17 protein-coding genes are annotated in these 17,641 nt (G+C 30.1%); 12 read left to right on the forward strand and 5 right to left on the reverse strand.

Translation table 11 applies throughout. From position 1 onward, the window contains the following. Nucleotides 1-45: 45 nt before the first annotated feature. Both ACW9UN_RS15665 and ACW9UN_RS15670 read right to left on the reverse strand, forming a co-directional pair. Entirely contained in the window at nucleotides 46-546 is a 501-nt protein-coding gene (locus ACW9UN_RS15665) for a TrmH family RNA methyltransferase (RefSeq protein ID WP_459487304.1), read from the reverse strand. Nucleotides 547-583: 37 nt separating this feature from the next. Next, nucleotides 584-1,138: a PASTA domain-containing protein gene (locus ACW9UN_RS15670; protein ID WP_459487305.1), complete on the reverse strand. Its 555-nt coding sequence runs from the start codon at nucleotides 1,136-1,138 to the stop codon at nucleotides 584-586. Nucleotides 1,139-1,231: 93 nt separating this feature from the next. Here ACW9UN_RS15670 and ACW9UN_RS15675 point away from each other — a divergent pair, with 93 nt between their 5' ends. From ACW9UN_RS15675 to ACW9UN_RS15705, 7 genes are all read left to right on the forward strand, one after another. Further along, nucleotides 1,232-2,206, forward strand: coding sequence for a D-alanine--D-alanine ligase (locus ACW9UN_RS15675; RefSeq protein ID WP_459487306.1), 975 nt, complete (start codon nucleotides 1,232-1,234; stop codon nucleotides 2,204-2,206). A gap of 125 nt (nucleotides 2,207-2,331) precedes the next feature. Beyond that, nucleotides 2,332-2,787: a pantetheine-phosphate adenylyltransferase gene (gene coaD, locus ACW9UN_RS15680; protein WP_459487307.1), complete on the forward strand. Its 456-nt coding sequence runs from the start codon at nucleotides 2,332-2,334 to the stop codon at nucleotides 2,785-2,787. Between the two features lie 82 nt (nucleotides 2,788-2,869). Further along, the gene (locus tag ACW9UN_RS15685; RefSeq protein ID WP_459487308.1) at nucleotides 2,870-4,615 is read left to right on the forward strand and encodes a M14 family metallopeptidase; all 1,746 of its coding nucleotides are present in this window, start codon (nucleotides 2,870-2,872) and stop codon (nucleotides 4,613-4,615) included. A gap of 2 nt (nucleotides 4,616-4,617) precedes the next feature. Continuing rightward, complete coding sequence (locus tag ACW9UN_RS15690) at nucleotides 4,618-5,721, forward strand: lactonase family protein (protein WP_459487309.1); 1,104 nt, start codon at nucleotides 4,618-4,620, stop codon at nucleotides 5,719-5,721. A 793-nt stretch (nucleotides 5,722-6,514) separates the two neighbouring features. Then, complete coding sequence (locus ACW9UN_RS15695) at nucleotides 6,515-6,904, forward strand: (deoxy)nucleoside triphosphate pyrophosphohydrolase (RefSeq protein ID WP_459487310.1); 390 nt, start codon at nucleotides 6,515-6,517, stop codon at nucleotides 6,902-6,904. Then, entirely contained in the window at nucleotides 6,901-10,038 is a 3,138-nt protein-coding gene (locus ACW9UN_RS15700) for a DUF3427 domain-containing protein (RefSeq protein WP_459487311.1), read from the forward strand. The genes ACW9UN_RS15695 and ACW9UN_RS15700 overlap by 4 nt, the downstream gene beginning before the upstream one ends. Before the next feature lie 21 nt (nucleotides 10,039-10,059). Beyond that, a complete protein-coding gene (locus ACW9UN_RS15705; protein ID WP_459487312.1) occupies nucleotides 10,060-10,254 on the forward strand; it encodes a hypothetical protein in 195 nt (64 codons plus the stop codon). A gap of 15 nt (nucleotides 10,255-10,269) precedes the next feature. Here ACW9UN_RS15705 and ACW9UN_RS15710 read toward each other — a convergent pair whose 3' ends face one another. Together ACW9UN_RS15710 and ACW9UN_RS15715 are read right to left on the reverse strand one after the other, a co-directional pair. Beyond that, nucleotides 10,270-11,931: a SulP family inorganic anion transporter gene (locus tag ACW9UN_RS15710; RefSeq protein ID WP_459487313.1), complete on the reverse strand. Its 1,662-nt coding sequence runs from the start codon at nucleotides 11,929-11,931 to the stop codon at nucleotides 10,270-10,272. 49 nt (nucleotides 11,932-11,980) lie between these two features. Continuing rightward, a complete protein-coding gene (locus ACW9UN_RS15715) occupies nucleotides 11,981-12,577 on the reverse strand; it encodes an NUDIX hydrolase (RefSeq protein WP_459487315.1) in 597 nt (198 codons plus the stop codon). Between the two features lie 7 nt (nucleotides 12,578-12,584). On the opposite strand from ACW9UN_RS15715, the gene pyrE reads away from it, so the two are divergent. Beyond that, nucleotides 12,585-13,226, forward strand: a complete 642-nt coding sequence (pyrE, locus tag ACW9UN_RS15720; RefSeq protein ID WP_459487316.1) for an orotate phosphoribosyltransferase — start codon at nucleotides 12,585-12,587, stop codon at nucleotides 13,224-13,226. Between the two features lie 12 nt (nucleotides 13,227-13,238). Then, entirely contained in the window at nucleotides 13,239-13,628 is a 390-nt protein-coding gene (locus ACW9UN_RS15725) for an SRPBCC family protein (protein WP_459487317.1), read from the forward strand. On the opposite strand, the gene ACW9UN_RS15730 is transcribed toward ACW9UN_RS15725, so the two are convergent. Further along, complete coding sequence (locus ACW9UN_RS15730) at nucleotides 13,625-14,356, reverse strand: biotin--[acetyl-CoA-carboxylase] ligase (RefSeq protein WP_459487318.1); 732 nt, start codon at nucleotides 14,354-14,356, stop codon at nucleotides 13,625-13,627. The genes ACW9UN_RS15725 and ACW9UN_RS15730 overlap by 4 nt on opposite strands. A gap of 88 nt (nucleotides 14,357-14,444) precedes the next feature. Here ACW9UN_RS15730 and rsfS point away from each other — a divergent pair, with 88 nt between their 5' ends. Genes rsfS through ACW9UN_RS15745 form a run of 3 tightly spaced genes read left to right on the forward strand, consistent with a single transcriptional unit; the run spans nucleotide 14,445 to nucleotide 17,400 of the window. Further along, complete coding sequence (rsfS, locus tag ACW9UN_RS15735) at nucleotides 14,445-14,813, forward strand: ribosome silencing factor (RefSeq protein WP_459487319.1); 369 nt, start codon at nucleotides 14,445-14,447, stop codon at nucleotides 14,811-14,813. 19 nt (nucleotides 14,814-14,832) lie between these two features. Next, nucleotides 14,833-16,809, forward strand: a complete 1,977-nt coding sequence (ftsH, locus tag ACW9UN_RS15740; RefSeq protein WP_459487320.1) for an ATP-dependent zinc metalloprotease FtsH — start codon at nucleotides 14,833-14,835, stop codon at nucleotides 16,807-16,809. A 6-nt stretch (nucleotides 16,810-16,815) separates the two neighbouring features. Continuing rightward, on the forward strand, nucleotides 16,816-17,400 hold the full coding sequence (locus tag ACW9UN_RS15745) for an LUD domain-containing protein (RefSeq protein ID WP_459487321.1): 585 nt from the start codon (nucleotides 16,816-16,818) through the stop codon (nucleotides 17,398-17,400). The last annotated feature ends 241 nt before the right edge of the window (nucleotides 17,401-17,641 follow it).

Below are 17,641 nucleotides of genomic sequence, written 5' to 3' on the forward strand. Positions count from 1 at the left end.
TTATTTTAATTATTTTTAGATTCCTACTTTCACAGGAATAACAGTTTATTTTAACTGATTTGTAAGCTCATACAATGTAATTGCCAAACTATGTATAACATTCATAGAAGAATTACTGCCAAACATAGGTATTGCAATTGTGGCATCTACCAAATCAATGTTTTCAATTCCATTTCTTTCGCTACCCAAAAGTAAAACGATTTTTTCAAGATTTTTAAAATTAAAATCTTGAATATTGATGCTTTTATCAGTTATTTCTATGCCAATAATACTATTTCCTTCTGCTTTTAATTGTTGAATTGTAGTATTAAAATCGGTATAATACTCATGTGCAATTTTAGTAATCGTATTTCTTGCAGTATTAATTACTTTTCTGTTTGATGTGGAAGGCGAACTTTGGTGTAAGTAAATTTTTGATACGCCAAAACTTTCTGAAATTCGAAAACACATCCCAATATTTTCCGGTGTTCTTATCGCATCGCAAACAATAGTAATAGGAAAATTTTGTTGTTTGTTGTTAATATCGTAGTGCGAGAGTTGTTTCAAGACAATTGGTTTTTATCACTTTTTATGTTAAAATCAACTATCGTTTTCCATCACCCAAAACCAAATCAATTATAGAATTTTTAGGTAACTTGTCATTAGGGTTCAAAATTTCTCCTTTATGTCTTAGGCCCCTTACTACATCTAAACCAATATCTCTAACATACGTATACTCTGTACCTACAATAAAACCAATGGCAATTAATTCAGATTCTGCTTGTCTTTTAGTTCGTCCATTTAAATCTGGTATGGTAATGTCTCTGTATTTAGACGGATTTAAAGTCAAGTAAATTTTACGCTTTTCCTTTACAAAATCTCCAGCTTCCGGACTTTGTTCTATCACAGATTTTTTAGGGTACGTTTCGTTGTAGCTTGCGCTATCTATCACTTTAAAATCTAAATTTAATTCTTTTAATTTCCTATTGGCTTCAGATAAAGTTAATTTATGTAAATCCGGAACTTGTATTTTTTGATCGTGATTGGTGGTAATATTCAACCAGAATTTTAATGCAAAAAACAGCACAACAGCTCCAATAGCAGCAATGGCAATTTGTTTAAAAAATACTTTGCTTTTAAGAAATTGAAAAATTCTCATCGTTGTTTTTTGTTAGTAGTACAAATATATAAAAAGTAAACGTTGCAGTTTCTATTTATATTTTGATAAATTTGTTTTAATTAATAAAATTTGATGAAAAAAAATATTGCCATAATAATGGGTGGTTATTCATCCGAAGTCGACATTTCTTTAACCAGTGGAAATGTGGTTTACAAACATTTAGATAAAGAAAAATACAATGCCTTTAGGGTTCATATTTTAAAGGACAAATGGGTTGCTTTAGATGCTAATGATCAAGAATATTCTATTGATAAGAATAACTTTTCTTTTGTTTTAGGTACAGAAACCATCATTTTTGATTGCGTTTTTAACGCCATTCATGGTGCGCCAGGTGAAAACGGAATGCTTTTGGGCTATTTAGAACTGCTAAATATACCTCATACTTCTGCTCCTTTTTATCAAATGGCATTAACTTTTAACAAAAAAGATACCTTAAGTGTTGTAAAAGAATATGGCATTAAAACCGCAGTTTCTGTTTATTTAAATCGAGGTGATGTTATTGACCCTGATAAAATAATCGAAAAAGTTGGTTTGCCTTGTTTTATAAAACCTAACAATGCGGGTTCTAGTTACGGAATTTCTAAAGCGTATTCTAAAGAGGAAATTTTAAAAGGAATTGATGTGGCGTATAAAGAAGACAATTCCATTTTAATTGAGTCTTTTTTAAACGGAACCGAAGTTTCTGTGGGGGTAATTGAATATAACAACGAAATTAAAGTATTGCCAATTACAGAAATTGTATCAGAAAATGATTTCTTTGACTATGAAGCAAAATACGAAGGAAAATCGCAAGAAATAACGCCTGCAAGAATATCATCAGCAGAAAAAAGTAGGGTAGAAGAGGTTGCTGTAAAAGCGTACAAAGCCTTAAATATGAGTGGTTTTTCTAGATCTGAATATATTTTTGTTGATGGAGAACCACATTTTTTAGAAATGAATACAGTACCTGGAATGACAGAAGAAAGCATTTTGCCAAAACAAGCCAAAGAAGCTTGTATTTCTTTAAAAGCGTTATTTGATAATGCAATAATGAGTGCTTACAAATAGAGACAAGATATTTTTGATTCATGAAACAGGAAAAAAGAAGCAAGAAGCAAAAAAATAGCAGATTTTGTCTTGTTTCTTGATTCAAAAAAATCCTTAATCAAAAAAAATAGTATCAAATTTAAAATATGAAAAAAGCAATTTTTCCAGGATCTTTTGATCCATTAACATTGGGTCATGTAGATATTATTGAAAGAGGTGTTACCGTTTTTGATGAATTAATTATTGCCATTGGTATTAATGCCGATAAAAAATACATGTTTTCTTTAGAAGAACGAAAAAAGTTTATCCAAGAAACCTTTAAACACCAACCCAAAATAAAGGTGGTAACCTACCAAGGTTTAACAGTAAATTTCTGTAGAGAAATAAATGCAAATTTTATTTTAAGGGGTTTAAGAAATCCTGGTGATTTTGAGTTTGAAAAAGCCATTGCACATACCAACAGAAAACTATCAGAAATTGAAACGGTTTTCTTATTAACATCATCAGGTAAAAGTTATATTTCTTCATCAATAGTAAGAGATGTTATTAGAAATGATGGAGATTACACAGGCTTAGTACCTGAAGCTGTTAGAGTAAAATAAAATATAAAATGTCATTTCGACCTTGTGGAGAAATCTCATAATTAATGTTGATTTTATTGTCGACATTTTAACCTAATATAAAATGAAAAAAATAATCGTACTTCTTATCTCAATTTTAATTTTTTCTTGTGATGATTCATCCAAAGAAAACAAAGATTTTACCACACTTTTCGAAATTTCTAAAGGCACAGAAACTCCAGAATACAAAGAGGTAATTTCGTATTACACAGATTTGGCAGAAGTATATGACGAAATTTCATTGTTTTCATTTGGACAAACAGATTCAGGAGAACCTTTGCATTTGGTGGTGTATGACAAATCTGGCGTTTATAATGTTGATGAAATTAAAAACTCGCCTAAAAATCGAATTTTAATCAATAACGGAATTCATCCAGGTGAGTCTGATGGAATAGACGCTTCTATGATGTTGTTAAGAGATATTGTACAAAACGATTCTTTGCAAAACAAATATCAAAATTCAATAATTTGTGTAATTCCTGTGTATAATATTGGAGGCGCTTTAAACAGAAACTCGCATACAAGAGCCAATCAAAATGGACCTTTAGAATATGGTTTTAGAGGAAATGCCAGAAATTACGATTTAAATAGAGATTTTGTAAAACAAGATACCAAAAATGCAGCAGCGTTTGCAGAAGTTTTTCATACTGTAAATCCTGATGTTTTTATAGACAATCATGTAAGTAATGGTGCAGATTATCAATATGCAATTACACATTTATTTACGCAACACAACAAGTTAGGTGGTAGTTTAGGCGATTTTTTGCAAAATAGAATGCGACCTGATTTAGAAACATCTTTGGTTAATAAAGGGATTCATATTACTCCATACGTAAATGTTTGGGGCACAACTCCAGAAGCAGGTTTTTCGCAATTTTTCGATTCGCCAAGATATTCTACAGGTTACACAACATTGTTCAATACATTAGGTTTAATGGTAGAAACGCACATGCTAAAACCGTATAAAGTTAGAGTAGAACAAACGTATGAGTTAATGCTTTCTGCTTTTGATTTTGCTGAAAATAATTCAGAAAAAATAAAAGAATTACGTGCCAAAGCAACATCAGAAATTTTAGCGCAAAAAACCTATCCTATTCAATTTAAGGTAGATAGAGAAAAGTTTAGAACGCTAGATTTTAAAGGGTATGAAGCTGAAATTATTGAGAGTAAAGTTACCAATGGAAAACGATTATTTTACGATAAAACAAAACCATTTGTAAAAGAAACCAAATATTTTGATGAGTTTAAAGTAACCAAAACAATCGAAATTCCGAAAGCTTATATTTTGCCACAAGGCTGGCATAATGTTGTTGAGCGATTAAAAAATAACAACATTGAGTTTACACGTTTTAAAAATGATACCATCATTGAAGTTGAGGTAAATCATATAAAAGACTATAAAAGTAGAACATCGCCTTACGAAGGGCATTATTTGCATTACAATACCTCAGTGACTAAAACTACAGAAAACATTAAATTTTTAAAAGGTGATATTTATATTGATACGCATCAAAATGGAGTTCGTTATTTATTAGAAACGCTAGAAGCAGAAGCGACAGATTCTTTTTTTAATTGGAACTTTTTCGATACGATTTTACAACAAAAAGAAGGGTATTCAGCTTATGTTTTCGAAGATATTGCTGAGCAATTAGTAGCTGAAAATCCATCACTTAAAAAAGAATTTGAAGAGAAATTAAGCAATGATGCAGATTTTGCTAAAAACCCAAGAATGCAGTTAAATTTTATTCATAAAAACTCACCATATTACGAAAAAGCACATTTACGTTTGCCGGTTTTTAAAGTAAGATAGTTATGAAAAATATAATTATACTATCAATTTTAGCTTTTGTAATTGGTTGTAAAACATCAGAAATGAAAAAGCAAAATACTACGGAATTTTACATTGGTACCTATACAGATGGTGAGAGTAAAGGGATTTACAAATCGCAAATTGATAGCAAAGGGTTTTTATCTAAAATTGAATTGGTTGCAGAAACGAAAAATCCAACTTTTTTAGCAAAATCTAAAGACAATAAAATACTTTTTGCAGTTGCAGAAACTGCAGAAAAAGGCAAGGGTTTTGTAAAATCGTATAAAATTGAAAAAGATAATTTAAAGCAAATTAGTGTTTCAGAATCTGGTGGAGCAGGACCTTGTTTTGTAGCCATAAATGATGATAATTATGTTTTAACTGCAAATTATGGAGGTGGAAGTGTAGGTTTATTACAAGCGGATGAATCTGGTAAATTGTCAGAATTGTTAAATGTACAACAGCACACAGGTAAAGGAACTACAAACAGACAGAGAAAACCACATGCGCATTCTGCTTGGTTTCATCCAAAGAAAAAAGAAGTTATTGCTGTAGATTTAGGAACCAATGAATTATGGTTTTCTACGATTGATAAAAAAGAAAATAAGCTCGTTTTGGCAAATCCAACTAAATTAAAAATGGAAGATGGTGCAGGGCCAAGACATTTAACGTTTCATCCGAATCATAAATGGATTTACGTTTTAAACGAACTCAATAATACAGTAACTTTGGTAAAAGAAAAGGGTGATTTTTATACAATAGATGCATCAATTTCTATGATTCCTGAAGATTTTACCGAATTTTCTAAAGCAGCAGATATTCATATTTCTAAAGACGGTAAATTTGTATATGCATCTAATCGTGGGCACAATTCCATTGTAATTTATAAAGTACATCCTAAAAACGGAAAATTATCTTTAGTCGATTTTGAATCTGTAAAAGGAGAAAGCCCGAGAAATTTTTCGTTAACTCCCGATAATAAATTTCTTTTGGTGGCCAATCAAGATACGAACAATATCATATCATTTAAAAGAGATAAAAAAACAGGAAAACTAACGTTTGTTTCAGAAATTTCTGCGCCAAAACCTGTTTGTATTTTGTTTTAACTCCTACAAAACTATACAATCTTTTTTTCAAGGGCGTTCAAAAACATAGCGATTAAGCTATATTTTTGTTACCCTTTTTGTAAATAGTAATACCTCTGTTGCTGAGCACTGAACCCTAATGTTAAATTTACAAATATCACGCAAATTCAGAATTGTATCCTTGGCCAAATATCACTCAATTTTATACTTAGTGCCATTAAAACGGATTTTAACCTGTGTTCAATATAACATTTTAGGTTGGTACAGGTATATTATTCTGAAAAATAAAAGATTATCATTTCGAAAATTACTGGTATAAAAAAAATATTTTTACTGAAAGTAGCTTTCGAAGCAAATGGTATAGTTAAGAAAACTCAAATTAAAATTACATTCGTAACTAATGAGCTCTATAACATAAAGTCATCTGTAATTGCTTTTATTTTGTATGTTTAGAAGGTAGAAGAGTTTTATTGTATGATGCTTCTTTAATAAAAAGTACTACAATTTTTTTTTTAAATATACTACTATATTTTATAGAATATACTAGTATTAATTAATAAAAATACTAGTATATTGTTATAAAAGTAAAGCATCCAATATCAAAAAGTAACTAACGTTTTACCTAAAAATTAGGTAATAAATAACTAGAAGTTTAAAGAGTATTATTTTAAGATTGCCAACTTTAGCTACAATAACGAATTATTCGTGTTTTTAGAAATTGAATACACTAAAAATTTCATGAGTATAGAATGAGAGTATTATTATAAATTATTTGTAAATTCGTTTAAAAGCAATTTCTTCAGCTTTATTTGTTATGGAAAAAAGAATTAAAGTTACTTGTGCAATCATTCAATTCAGTGATAAAATTCTAGCTGTACAAAGAAGTGATACAATGAAACTTCCTTTAAAATGGGAATTTGCAGGAGGAAAAATAGAAAAAGGAGAAACAGAAATAGAATGCATTAAAAGAGAAATATTTGAAGAATTAAATATTAAAATTGAAATTAAAAAAAGATTAACTCCTGTAGCTTATGAGTATCCTGATTTTAAAATTAAATTGATTCCTTTTTTAACTGATTATATTTCAGGAGAACTAATATTAAAAGAACATTCAGATTTTGTCTTAGCTCAAAAAAAAGAATTAATTAACCTAGATTGGGCTGAAGCAGATGTACCTATTTTGAAAGAATTTTTAGCATTATGAATCAAGGAATCTACGAAGAATTAATTACACAACTTATCAATGAGAAATTAAGTGAAATTGATAAAAATAAATTCTTTTTAAAGAAAAGTCCCATTGATAAAGTGGAGGCTTCAAGTATTCTTTCTAAACATTTAGCCAAAACATTAAAACAAGCATTTGGATTTATTGGAAAAACGAAAGTAGATGAACAGATTAAAATAGCTAACAAAATAATCATTTTACTTAAGGAAGAACTAAATAAACAAGAATTTGATGAAGATTTAATAAATGTAGAAGGTGAAATTTTAAAAGCGGTGTTCTCTAAAGCTGACGCTCATTTTTCAAATTTAGATTTAAGACTCAAAGAAATTACACCATATACAACTTTAACCCAAAGTGAACTTTTTACAGGAGGGAATGGAGGTTTATCCTTGGAAAGTGAATTAAAAAAAGAGATTTTATCGTCAAATCAAATTAATTTATTGGTTTCTTTTATTAAGTTTAAAGGTATAATTATTCTTGAAAAAGAATTAAGAGAATTTACTGAACAAGGAGGGAAATTAAAAGTAATTACTACTACTTATATAGGCGCAACAGATTATAAGGCTATTCAGTTACTCGCTAAACTGCCTAATACAGAAGTTAAAATATCTTATAATACTTCAAACGAAAGATTACACGCAAAAGCTTATTTATTTTATAGGAATTCAGGATTTCATACTGCATATATTGGGTCATCTAATTTTTCAAGGTCGGCTTTAACTGATGGTTTAGAATGGAATTTAAAAGTTACAACTAAAGAAGTTAGTCACATAATTGACAAATTTCAGAAAACATTTGATGCCTATTGGCAAAGCGATGATTTTGAATTATTTGATGATGTCATTCACAAAGAAAAACTACAAAATGCACTAAAGCAAAGTAAGTTTAGTAAACCTTATGAAAACTCAACTGCTTTTTTTGATATCAAACCTTTTCCTTATCAAAATGAAGTTTTAGAAAAACTAGAAGTAGAAAGAACTGTACACAATAGGTATCGTAATCTTGTAGTTGCAGCAACAGGAACAGGAAAAACAGTTATTTCTGCTTTTGATTATAAACGATTTAAAAAAGAAAATACTTCTGCTAAGCTTCTTTTTCTAGCACATAGAAAAGAAATATTACAAAAATCACTATCAACTTTTCAAGGTGTTTTAAGAAATAATAATATTGGAGAACTTTGGGTTGATGGAATAGTTCCTAATAATTTTGAATATATATTTGCATCTGTACAAACAGTAAATAATCAATATAAAAATCATAATTTAACACCAGAATATTATGATTATATTATTATTGATGAGTGCCATCACCAAAAAGCCAATAGCTATCGAGAAATAATCAATTACTTTAAACCAACAGTACTTCTTGGACTTACAGCTACACCAGAACGAATGGATGGTGGAGATATTTTAGAAGATTTTGATAATAAAATTGCAGCAGAAATAAGATTACCTGAAGCAATGAATAGAAAATTACTTTGCCCTTTTCAATACTTTGGTATTACAGATAGCATCGATTTAACAAATGTTAAATGGGTTAGAGGTAAATACGTTGCTAGCGAGTTAACTAATTTATATACAGAAAGTGATAGAAGAGTAAGAGAAATAATTGATGCATTAAACAAGTACACAAAAGATGTTACTGATGTTAGAGCTTTAGGTTATTGTGTGTCTATGGAACATGCAAAATACATGGCAGAAAAATTTACTTTAGCAGGATTTAAAGCAGATTATTTAACAAGTAAAAACAGTAACGACAGGGTTTTTATTCGTCAAAAATTAGAAAAAAAAGAAATCAATTATTTATTTGTTGTTGACATGTTTAACGAAGGTATTGATATCCCTGAAATTGATACTGTGCTATTTTTAAGACCAACAGAAAGTTTAACTGTCTTTTTACAACAATTAGGAAGAGGTTTAAGACTGCATCAAGATAAAGATTGTTTAACTGTTTTAGACTTTGTAGGAAATTCTAAACCAGAATACAATTTTGAAAGTAAGTTTAGGGCCTTAATTGGTAGAACAAATACAACTGTTAAAAAAGAAGTTGAAGACAATTTTCCTCATTTACCATTAGGATGCTCAATAATACTAGAGAAAAAAACAAAAGAAACAATTCTTAAAAATATTTCAGCTGCAACCTCTTTAAATAAAAGTAAACTAATTCAAAAAATTCAACAGTTTCAACACGACACTAATTTAGCTTTAACTATTGGTAACTTTAGCTCTTTTTACAATATTCCTTTACAATTTATCTATAAAAGAGGAAGTTGGAAACGCTTGTGTCAACTTGCGGGTAAAATAAATAATTTCCCATCAGAGAATGAAAAAGAAATTGTTTCTGCAATTTTAAACAAATGGCTTTCAACAAATTCTTTAAGTTATTTTTCTTTTATTCAAAAAATTGCAAAACTAAACTTCAATATAAATATTTCAGAATTTTCTTTTAATGAAAAGACAATGCTTTTAATGTTGCATTATGATGTTTGGCAAAAAGCAGCTGGTTTTGATACCTTAGAAAAAAGTATAAAAGCTATTGGTTCAAATAATGTTTTAGTTGAAGAAATAAAAGAAGTCCTTGAGGTTTTAATAGGAAACATCAACTTTAAAGAACTACCTGTTCTACTACCTTATCAACAACCATTAAAACTGCATAGTCGTTATACACGAGATCAAATTCTAACGGCTTTTAAGTTTAATTCTTTCGAGAAGAAATCATCAAATAGAGAAGGAACTGCCGAAAACAAAAATTTGAATACTGAAATACTATTTATAAACCTTATAAATTCCGAAGAAAATTTTTCACCTACAACAATGTATGATGATTATGCTGTAAATGAATTATTGTTTCATTGGCAAACTCAAAACCAATCAAGACCCGACAAAGGAAAGGGCTTGTCTTATATAAACCATAAAAAAAATAAAAAAAGAATCTTGCTTTTTGTTCGTGAAAAAGCTAAAAATGAATATGGCAACAGCTTAGGTTACGTATTTATTGGAGAAGGGAATTTAAGAGATTATTATGGTTCTAAACCCATGAGTATAAATTGGGAACTTAAAGAGCCAATGCCTCATTATTTATGGAAAGATGCTGCTAAATTGTCTTTAGGATAACTAAAAAATTAAAAATTAAAAATGAAAAAAGAAACAGGAACAATATTTGCGATTTACAAAAATGATGTTCATTTAGGAAATGAAACAGCACTAAATAAAAACGATGCAATCAAGAAATATCTAATTGCATCGCTGTATGAAAATCTTTCAGAAGATTTAGAATTTGTTTCTTTTTACTCTGCCAAAAATGCAATTAAAGGAACTCATTACTTATAAAATAATAATTAAACCCTAAAACTTATACTCTTTCAAAGGCTTAGGAAATTGTTCTGGATTTGCAGCCAAGTGGTATCTAGGATCATCAATATCCTCTTCTATAATATCATTAAAAATAGGGCTAGCTTTGTAAAGTAACACCTTACAGTCTTCACTTAAGTGTTTTAAAATAATGTTCTTGTTTGCTGCTTGGTATTTTTCTACCAAAGCAAAAATGGCTTCAATGGCAGAATGGTCAGAAATACGAGCTTCAACAAAATCGATAACTACACTATCAGGATCATTTTTTACATCAAACTTTTCGTTAAAAGCAGCAATGCTTCCAAAAAATAAAGGCCCCCAAATTTCATAAACTTTTGTGCCATCTTCTCTAAAACGCTTTCTAGCTCTAATTTTTTTGGCGTTTTCCCAAGCAAAAGCCAAAGCAGAGACAATTACACCTAAAAAAACAGCCACAGCCAAATCTACAAAAACAGTAACCGCAGATACTAAAATTAAAACAAAAGCATCCGATCTTGGTATTTTCTTTAAAATTCTAAAACTAGACCAAGCAAAAGTTTCTATCACCATCATAAACATAACCCCTACTAAAGCTGCAATAGGCACCATTTCTATGTATTTATCAGCAAAAAGAATAAAAGTTAACAAGGTTATTGCCATCATTACACCAGACAAACGTCCTCTACCACCAGCATTAATATTAATTACAGTTTGGCCTATCATTCCACAGCCTCCAGTACCACCAAACAAACCAGAAATAATATTTCCAGAACCTTGTGCAATACATTCTTTATTTCCATTTCCTCGGGTTTCTGTCAATTCATCCACCAAATTCATGGTCATTAAAGTTTCTATTAAACCTACAGAAGCAGCTAAAAAAGCAGGCAATGCAATAAATTGTAAAGTATCTAAATTAAATGGTAAATTTTGCCATAAAGCTAAATTCGGAGTAGGGAATTCGCCTTTTAAACCTGTTCCACCACCTTCTATAATATAAGAACCTACAGTAGTCGTATCGATATTAAAACCAATTACAATTAAAGTAGTCACTAAAATTGCGGTTAATGCTGCAGGTAATTTTTTAGTGATTTTAGGCAGCAACCAAATAATGGCCATGGTTAATAAAACCAAACCAATCATGGTATACAGCTCAGTACCTTGCATAAAAGTACTTTTATATTCGTTAACGCCTTCTGCAGAAACCGATAAAGATTTGTGCGAAAACATTTTTACCTGTGCAATAAAAATTACGATAGACAAGCCGTTTACAAAACCCATCATTACAGAATGCGGAATTAAACGAACAAATTTTCCTAATTTAAAAACACCTGCAAAAATTTGAATGATTCCCATTAAAATTACACATGCCATTAAATAGAAAAAGCCCATATTTTCTACTGGCTGATCTAATAACATTCCTTTGGTATGTCCTTCAGAAATCATGTGTACAAAAATTACGGCTACAGCACCTGCAGCTCCAGAAATTAATCCTGGTCTACCACCAAAAATTGCAGTAATTATTCCGATAATAAATGCACCAGAAAGTGCCATTAATGGATCTATTTGTGCCACAAACGCAAAAGCAACTACCTCAGGAATCATAGCTAGTGAAACTGTAACTCCGGCTAAAACATCATCTTTTACATTAGGGGTAATTTTTTTTAAAAAAGTAGTCATTTGGCATTAGAAATTTAAGTGGGCAAAGATAGAAGGTTTTTCGAGAAAACTAAGTTTCTTTATAAATATCATACACCAATTTAATATTAGCATAGGTATTTTGCAAAGCATCACTTATTTCTTGTTCGTTTTTAAAACAAACTTTGGTAATACCTTCTTCTAATTGCGGACTTAATGCACCAGTATACTTAGAAGACATAAAATACCAATGGGTTTCTTTTAATTTTAAACCATCTTGATTGTAAATATGATAAGTTATACATAGTTTTTTACCTAGCTTTAGGTTAAAAATACCACACTCTTCTTCAACTTCTCGAATGGCTGCTGTTGCTGTAGATTCTCCTTTTTCTATTTTTCCTTTGGGTAAATCCCAAACGTTATTTCTATAAATAAAAAGTATTTCTTGTTGTGCATTAGTTACTAAACCACCAGCTGCTGGAATTACATCTAGATGATGCTTAAAGTTAGTCCAATCTTTCTCTAAATCAGTAGAATATAGTACAATTCCTTTAATAGCATCAAACTTTAATTTGTGTAATATTTCTTCAAAAAGGATGTGTTTAAAAGGATAAACCGCATATTTATTTTCATTTTTCAATGAAGATGTGATGATAATTGGTTTATCATTTACAAAAACTTTATACATTTGCGATATGATTTTAAACAAAGATACTGCAAAAAAAACGGCTGAACTTTTGTTGCAAATAAAAGCAATAAAGTTGAGTCCAACAGAGCCTTTTAACTGGGCTTCAGGATGGAAATCTCCAATTTATTGTGATAACAGAATCACTTTATCTTATCCTTCAGTACGTGTTTTCTTAAAAGAAGAAATTGCTAAAATTGCTGAATTAGAGTATGGCAAACCAGATGTTATTGCTGGTGTTGCAACTGGCGCTATTGCCATTGGTGTATTGGTAGCCCAAGTTTTGGGGGTACCTTTTATTTATGTTAGACCCGAACCCAAGAAACATGGTAGAAAAAACCAGATCGAAGGGCATTTAGAAAGTGGGCAAAATGTAGTGGTTATCGAAGATTTAATTAGTACAGGTAATAGCAGTTTAAATGCTGTTACTGCTTTAAAAGAAGCAGGTGCTGTGGTTAAAGGCATGGTAGCTATTTTTTCTTACGGATTTGATGTAGCTGAAACAAATTTTAAAGAAAAAAATATAAATTTAGTTACTTTAAGTAATTACGAAAACTTGTTAGAGCAAGCCTTAGATAGTAATTACATTTCTGAAAAAGATTGGTTAACATTACAAAAATGGCGAGCAAATCCAAGTGAGTGGAATCAATAAAATGAACGAATAATGAACATACAAGGCAATAGGGTAGTAGTACAGAAATCTCAAATAGAAACGTTTGAATTTCTATCAGATCTAAAAAACTTTGAGCAATTAATGCCTGCATCTATTCAAAAATTTGAGGTTGATGGAGATTCATTTATCTTCGGATTAAAAGGAATGCCAGAAATTCGATTGGTTTTAAAACAAAAAACCGAATATTCAAATGTTACTTTAGGTGCGGCTAGTAGCAAACTAGATTTTGAATTGGTTGCAGATATACAAGAAATAGATGATAAAACTTCTGAAGTACAATTAGATTTTAATGGAGAATTTAATGCAATGATGGCCATGATGGTAAAAAAACCATTAACCAGCTTTATTGATACTTTAACAGCTAATTTAGAAACTATTTAAACCAAAGAAACCTCTTTAATTCCAAATTCTTGAATAGTTTCGTTTTCCAATTCAATTAAAAGGTTTCCTAAAGAAGAAATTCCAATAATTTTACCCATAAACAATTGTGCCCCACTATTTTTAAACATAGTTGGGCAATTTTTTTTATAAAGTACATTTAAGTAATCATTCTCTAACTGTTGGTAATCCTTGTTGCGCAGAAGTGTTATTCGTTTTTTTAGATGATTTAACAATTCTTTTAGCAAAGCATCTAAATTGTAATGCTTATTGGTAAGCAATTTTAAAGAAGATGCCTGCTTTAAAAAATCCGGAAACTGAACTTGGTTAACATTTAAGCCAATACCAATAATAGAAGATTGAATTTTTTGATTTTTAATAGCGTTTTCTATTAAAATGCCACATATTTTTTGGTGTACTGACATAATGTCGTTTGGCCACTTAATGGTTAAAGCTCTAATATTTTGATGAGAAAGGAGGTCAAAAACAGCCAAGCTAACTGCAAAATTCAAGTATTTTTGACGATTTATTTTTAAGTCTAAACCAGTAACAAACACGCTCATTGTTAGGTTTTTATTAGGTTCTGAAACCCAAGTATTGGTTTGTTGACCACGCCCTTTTGTCTGTTCATTAGCAATAACTACGGTGTAATTTTCTAAAATAGAATCCTTAGATAATTCTTTTAAAAAAGAACTTGTAGAATCAATGGCATTAAGTTTGATTATTTTCAACTGTTAAATATTGTGTAAAGTAGTTCAAAATTACGTAAAATACTCGCAAAAAAACAATAACTTTGCATACAAATTAGAGAATACGTTAATGACAAAAAAGCAAGTAAGCACAGACGAACTAATCGCTGTAATTATTAAAGGAATTGATGACGTAAAAGGAGAAGATATTCAACTTCTAGATTTACGAGAAATAGAAAATACAGTTTGTGATTATTTTATAATCTGCTCAGGTACTTCAAACACACAAGTAAACGCTATTTCAGGTTCAGTACAAAAAGTAGTAAGCAAAGAAATTAAAGATAAACCTTGGCATATAGAAGGACAAACCAACTCTGAATGGGTTTTAATGGACTACGTTAGTGTTGTGGTACATATTTTCCAAAAGCATGTTAGAGATTTTTATGACATAGAAAGCCTTTGGGGTGATGCAAAAATCACCGAAATTAATCCTGTTTAACCTATTGATTTTATAACACATGAGTGATTCAAATAAAGATAACAAACCTAATATACCTAAATTTAAATTCAATGCTTATTGGATTTATGGAGCAATTTTAATTGCAATCATTGCAGTTCAATTTTTTAGTAGTGGCGATTTAGCATCAAAAAGTATTTCTAAAAATAAATTTGATGAAATTTTAAAAGATAATGATATCAAAGAAATCGTTATTTTAAACAAAGATGTAGCTCAAATTTATTTAACGCAAGATGCCTTAAAAAAGTCTAAGCATCAAAAATTTACATCATCAACATTTTACAGACCAGGTTCTGCTGTGTATGAATATAATTTTGGTGATTTAAGAACCTTTGAGCAAAGCGTAAACGAAGCAAAAGAGCAAAACGATCTTATTGTAGATATTGATAATAGAGAAAGAACCAGCATTTTTGATGCCATTCTTGGTTTTTTACCATTCATCATTTTAATTGCTATTTGGTTATTCTTTATGAGAAGAATGTCTGGAGCAGGAGGAGGCTCTGGAGCAGGAGGTCAAATATTTAGCATCGGTAAATCTAAAGCCAAATTATTTGATAAAGATACTAAGGTTAAAACAACGTTTGAAAATGTTGCAGGCTTAGAAGGGGCAAAAGAAGAAGTGCAAGAAATTGTAGATTTCTTAAAAAGTCCAGAAAAATATACTTCATTAGGAGGTAAAATTCCAAAGGGAGCTTTATTAGTAGGCCCTCCAGGAACAGGTAAAACATTATTGGCAAAAGCTGTTGCAGGCGAAGCTGGTGTTCCGTTTTTCTCTTTATCAGGTTCAGATTTTGTAGAAATGTTTGTAGGTGTTGGTGCTTCTAGAGTGCGCGATTTATTTAAACAAGCACAACAAAAATCGCCTTCTATTATTTTTATCGATGAGATTGATGCCATTGGTAGAGCACGTGGAAAAAACAGCATGACAGGTGGTAATGACGAGCGAGAAAATACCTTAAACCAGTTATTGACAGAAATGGACGGTTTTGGTACAGATACCAATGTAATTGTTATTGCAGCAACAAACAGAGCTGATGTTTTAGATAAGGCATTAATGAGAGCAGGTCGTTTTGATCGTCAGATTTATGTAGATTTACCAGACATTAGAGAAAGACAAGAAATTTTTGAAGTACATATAAAACCGTTAAAAATTGCAGATGATGTAAATGTGGAGTTCTTAGCGCAGCAAACACCAGGTTTTTCGGGTGCAGATATTGCAAATATGTGTAATGAAGCTGCTTTAATTGCTGCTAGAACTGGTAAAAAAGCCATTCATCATCAAGATTTTTTAGATGCTGTAGATCGAATTGTAGGTGGATTAGAAAAGAAGAAAAAAGTAATAACACCAAAAGAAAAAGAAGTTATTGCATTTCATGAAGCAGGTCATGCTACAGTTAGTTGGATGCTAGAACACGCAGCTCCATTAGTAAAAGTAACCATTGTACCTAGAGGACAATCTTTAGGAGCAGCATGGTATTTGCCAGCAGAACGATTGATTGTGCAAACAGAGCAAATGTTAGATGAAATGTGTGCTACTTTAGGAGGTAGAGCTGCCGAAAAAATTATTTTTAATAAAATTTCTACAGGTGCATTAAGCGATTTAGAAAAAGTAACCAAACAAGCCAGAGCTATGGTAACTGTATATGGTTTAAACGAAGAAGTGGGTAATATTACCTATTACGATTCTTCTGGTAATGATGCTTTTGTAAAGCCTTACAGTGAAGAAACAGGTAAAAAAATTGATAAAGAAATTTCTAAAATGATAGAAATTCAATATCAACGTGCCATACAATTACTCTCTGATAATAAAGAAAAACTAACTGTTTTAGCAGAGTTACTATTAGAAAAAGAAGTTATTTTTAAAGATGATTTAATGAAGATTTTTGGAAAAAGACCTTTCGAATCTGAAGTAGAAGAAGAAGTTAAAATGGTTAAAGAAGAAGATATTCCGTCAGTAGACAATGTTTCTGAAGAATAGTTTTAAATGAATTTTTTAAAAAAACTTTTTAACATACCAGTAAAAGAAGAGGAATATATTCAAAAACAAGAGGTAAATTTAACTCTTGACGAGCTCTTTGTGCATTATTTTGTAGAAAAAGGAGGTAAATTTTTGTATTGTGATAATAACGAAGAAGTTGCTTTAAATCTTAAGAAAATAATTATTGAAAACAATTGGAAAGAAGTTCATCTATTAGATCAAAATTTAAACCAACTTTTCAATCAAAATGATGTTACATTTGTTAATCATTACACAGATGAAAGCGTAATTTTTACAAGTTGCGAACATTTAATTGCAGACAAAGGCAATATTATGTTTTCGTCAAATCAATTGCAGAGTACTTGTTTAAAAGAATTTCCAGACAATTTCATTGTGTATGCTACCACAAGTCAGTTGGTTAAAGATACAGGAGAAGGCTTAACAGGTATTAAAATAAATAGTAAAAACGGTTTACCCACAAACATATCTTCTATAAATAATTATAACATTCATAAAAATGATGATAATTTTTTAAACTACGGAAACAATAATTCAAAAAACTTATATTTGCTGCTCTTAGAAGATTTATAATATGCGCAACCTTCTTAAAAGAAGTTTTTCCGGAATTGTTTACATATTAGTTTTTATTGCAGCGATACTTTATTCTAAAGAATCTTATATCGTTTTAATAACCCTATTTGGCTTTTTGTGTATTTGGGAATTTTCTAAAATGGCCAGTATAAAAAATTATGCAGCATATATCTTTTTTCCCTTCTTGTTATTTTTATTGATGAAAAGGCAAGAAAGTTCTGCAACAACCATTGTATTGGGC

The sequence above is a fragment of the Polaribacter litoreus genome (assembly GCF_054584775.1).